This window comes from Neorhizobium sp. BETTINA12A (genome assembly GCF_023006485.1).
Lineage (GTDB): Bacteria > Pseudomonadota > Alphaproteobacteria > Rhizobiales > Rhizobiaceae > Neorhizobium.
On the sequence record NZ_JALBGW010000271.1, the window covers coordinates 1 to 3887 of the forward strand.

Here is a 3887-nt window from a genome sequence, read left to right on the forward strand (position 1 = left end):
AGACCGTCCGGGCGCTGACCTTCTGGGTCGGCGGCACCAGCAAGCGCATCGTCCGGCCGCTGCTGCCGCTCGACGCGGTCGCAAAGGTTCTGGCGCGCGCCTGCGGGCATCGCGGCTCGTGTGCCGAATATCTCTACAATACCGTCGTGCATCTCTCCGAATTCGGCATCCGCGACCGCAATCTCTGGCGGTTGCAGGAGATGGTGGCGAAAGAGATCCGGGTGATGCATGTGCGGGAGGCGGTTGAGGTCGGGGCGTGAGGCGGGAAATGGGAGAGGTCGGGCCGTGTCAGCCCCCCTCTGCCCTGCCGGGCATCTCCCCCACGGGTGGGGAGATTGGCTGGGCGCGCCGGCTTCCCCAAACAACAAGCGCGGCGACCCGGCGCACGGCAATTTGGCCGGATGAGCAAGCCGCTTGTGATCTCCCCACCTGTGGGGGAGATGCCCGGCAGGGCAGAGGGGGGCGATCTTGCTCGGCAGGAAATCATGCCAGCATAAACCAGTTGCAAAAAGCAATCAGCTGAGTTATTCCTAAACCAGTTTCAATTCGCAATCGGTTATGGGAGGCCGTCATGCGTCCGGTTCTGTATTCACATCCATTCTCGTCCTACTGCCAGAAGGTGCTGACCGCGCTCTATGAGAACGGCACCGACTTCGACACCCGCATGCTCGGGCCGGAGGATCCTTCGGCTTACCAGGATCTCTGCAGCATGTGGCCGGTGAAGCGTTTTCCGATCCTGATCGACGGGGAGAAACAGGTCTTCGAATCGTCGATCGTCATCGAATATCTCGGCCAGCATTATCCCGGCCCGGTAAAACTGATCCCGGACGACGCGGACGCGGCGCTCGACGTGCGGATGATGGACCGCTTCTTCGACAACTACATTTCCACGCCGCAGCAGAAGGTCGTCTTCAACGCCATCCGCCCCGAAGAGAGCCGCGATCCCTATGGCGTGCAGGAAGCCCGCGACATGCTGGACGCCGCCTATGGCTGGCTCGACCAGCGCATGGCGGACCGGGAATGGGCGGCCGGAGGGGCATTCAGCCTCGCCGACTGCGCCGCGGCGCCCGCCCTCTTCTATGCGGACTGGACGCACCGGATCGGCGAGCAGTTCGCCCACGTGCGGGCCTATCGCGATCGCCTGCTCGCCCGGCCGTCTTTTGCGCGCGCGGTGGACGAGGCACGGCCTTACCGCTCGTTCTTCCCGCTCGGCGCACCGGATCGGGACTAGGATGGGTCACCGGCAGTAGCGGGCTTCAGAACATGCTGTCATTGGCGATCGGCAGACCGCGCATCGCAGCATAGACTCGCCACACCTCGTGGCGCAGGACTGCACTCGGGCGCACGCCGCCGCTGCCGTAGTTCTTGTATTTGTCGCGATAGGCTTCCATAAAAACCCTCACCGCCTCGATCACGTCGGCATGCAGCTCCGCCCTGCGGCGCAGCTCCTCCCGCTCGGAACGCAGGCTTTCAAAGTTCTGAACAAGCAGCAGCAGGTCCTCCATCGACATGGCGACATGCGAGCGATCGGCCGAACCGGCAGCCACCTCCGCCCGTATCCGGGCGATGATTTCATTCAGCTGGTCATTCATGGGATTAGATTCTCCTAATCCAGCCGATGTGGGTGGCAAAATTGACCAATGCAAGGCGAAACTGTGGCCTGAAAGACACGTTTGCCGATCAACGTGACCGGGGCGGTCTCTTAAAGTCGTGCCGCGATAAAGTCGATATAGGTGCGAATGCGCAGGGCGAGGTGCTCATGGCCGGCGTAAACGGCATGGATTTCCTCGATATCTTCGGGATTGAAATCCTCCAGAACCGGCACGAGCCGGCCGGCCTCGATATCCGGTTCCACATGGAACCGCCCGACCCGGCCGATGCCGAGATGATCCAGGCAGAACTGCCGGATGATCGAGCCGTTGCTCGCCTTCAGGTTTCCGGAAACCGGCAACAGCTCCCGGCTGCCGGTTTTCGGATCACGAAAAGGCCAGCCTTCGACCGCCCGCCGGAAATTAAAATTGATGCAGTTGTGATGGATGAGCTCGGCCGGCATTTTCGGGACACCGTGACGCTCCAGATAGCCGGGCGAGGCGATCACCACCTGGCGGCTCTCGCCGAGCTTTCGCGCCATCAGCGACGAATTGCGCATCGGCCCATGGCGGATGGCGATATCGACCCGCTCGCGGATCAAATCGACGATGTCGTCGGTCAGCGTGATATCGAGCTGAATATCGGGGAAAAGCTGCTGGAACTCGCAGGTGAGCGGCAGGACATAACGTTCTCCGAAGCCGACCGAAGCGTTAATCGACAGCGGCCCGCGCGGCAGCGTCCGCCCGCCGCCGGAGACCATTTCCTCCGTATCGGCGATCTCGGCCAGGATGCGCTGTGCCCGCGCCAGATAGGTCTCCCCCTCCGGCGTCAACTGCAACATGCGGGTGGAGCGGACCACGAGGCGGGTGCCGAGCCGGTCCTCCAGCCGGGTCACGAGTTTACTGACGGCGGAGGGGGAGAGCTTTAGCTTGCGACCGGCGGCCGAGAAGCTCTTCAGCTCGGCCGCCAGGGCAAACACTTCCATTTCACCGGCGCGGTTGTCCATTTGGGGCTCGCTTTCAGATTTCGATCATTTCGGTTGTGCCGCGGCGCCCCCCTCTGGCCTGCCGGCCATCTCCCCCACGGGTGGGGAGATCACAAGTGGCGCGATCGCCGCTTCCAGACGAGCGTCGTGCACTTCAGCCGGAAGCGCGCAGGATGAGACGCTGAATGTACGGCGGTGAGCAGGCGCCCAGCCAATCTCCCCACCCGAGGGGGAGATGGCCGGCAGGCCAGAGGGGGGCGGTCTTGCTCCACCATCAATGTCACCTGTGATTTCAATTCACAAATGATTATCCGCTTATGCGGCTACACAGGCAAGTCCGAGGCGACGATATTGCGCTGCATCAAATGCAATTCCTTCCTCCCAAGGACAAGGATCCAAGCCAATGCCTCTCGCTCTCTACGCGCTGACGGCCGGTGCCTTTGGCATCGGGGTCACCGAATTCGTCATCATGGGCCTGCTGATCGACGTCAGCAAAGATCTCGGCGTATCGATCTCGGCCGCCGGCCTCTTGATCTCCGGTTACGCGCTCGGCGTCGTCGTCGGTGCGCCCATCCTCGGCATGCTGACAGGCAAATGGTCGCGCAAGACCCTGCTGATGAGTCTGATGGTGGTGTTCACCGTCGGCAACCTCGCCTGTGCGCTGGCGCCCGACTACTGGACGCTGATGGCCGCCCGGGTGCTGACCGCGTTCGCGCATGCCTCGTTCTTCGGCGTCGGCTCGGTGGTCGCCACCAGCCTGGTTGCCCCGAACAAGAAGGCTTCGGCCATCGCCATCATGTTCACCGGCCTGACGGTCGCCAATATTCTCGGCGTCCCCTTCGGTACGTGGCTCGGCCAAGCCTATGGCTGGCGCTCGACCTTCTTTGCCGTCACCCTGATCGGTCTCGTGGCGCTCGCCGTGATCGCGCTGTTCGTCCCGAAGGACAAGGCTGCGGACAACCACGAAGAGAGCGCGCAGGGCGCGCTTGCCGTGCTCGGCCGCCGCTCGGTTCTGCTCGGGCTTCTGATCACCGTGCTGAGCTGGGTCGGCGTGTTTGCAGGCTTCACCTATATCGCCCCGATCCTCACGGAGATCACCGGCTTTTCGGAAGCCGCCGTTTCGCCGATCCTGCTTGTCTTCGGCGGCGGCCTGGTGATCGGCAATCTGGCCGGCGGGTGGCTTGCCGACCGTCATCTGGTGCCGACCATCGTCGCCAGCCTCATCGCGCTCTCCGCCGTGCTGCTGGCACTGACCGCCGCGATCCATCAGCCAGTGCTCGCCGTCATCGCCATCGGCCTGTTCGGCGCGGCT

4 protein-coding genes and 1 pseudogene are annotated in these 3887 nt (G+C 63.2%); 3 read left to right on the plus strand and 2 right to left on the minus strand.

The annotated features are described in order from the left end of the window. Together MOV61_RS29015 and MOV61_RS29020 are read left to right on the plus strand one after the other, a co-directional pair. Nucleotides 1-260, plus strand: a pseudogene (locus MOV61_RS29015) (gamma-glutamylcyclotransferase); the annotation flags it as partial. A gap of 311 nt (nt 261-571) precedes the next feature. Beyond that, on the plus strand, nt 572-1231 hold the full coding sequence (locus MOV61_RS29020) for a glutathione S-transferase family protein (protein WP_247139062.1): 660 nt from the start codon (nt 572-574) through the stop codon (nt 1229-1231). 25 nt (nt 1232-1256) lie between these two features. Here the strand turns inward: MOV61_RS29020 and MOV61_RS29025 are convergent, their stop codons facing one another. Next, nucleotides 1257-1592: a hypothetical protein gene (locus MOV61_RS29025; RefSeq protein ID WP_038540969.1), complete on the minus strand. Its 336-nt coding sequence runs from the start codon at nt 1590-1592 to the stop codon at nt 1257-1259. A 110-nt stretch (nt 1593-1702) separates the two neighbouring features. Continuing rightward, entirely contained in the window at nt 1703-2596 is an 894-nt protein-coding gene (locus MOV61_RS29030; protein ID WP_038540966.1) for a LysR family transcriptional regulator, read from the minus strand. A 382-nt stretch (nt 2597-2978) separates the two neighbouring features. Here MOV61_RS29030 and MOV61_RS29035 point away from each other — a divergent pair. Further along, the coding region (locus MOV61_RS29035) for an MFS transporter (RefSeq protein WP_247139063.1) at nt 2979-3887 on the plus strand (909 nt) is incomplete at its 3' end.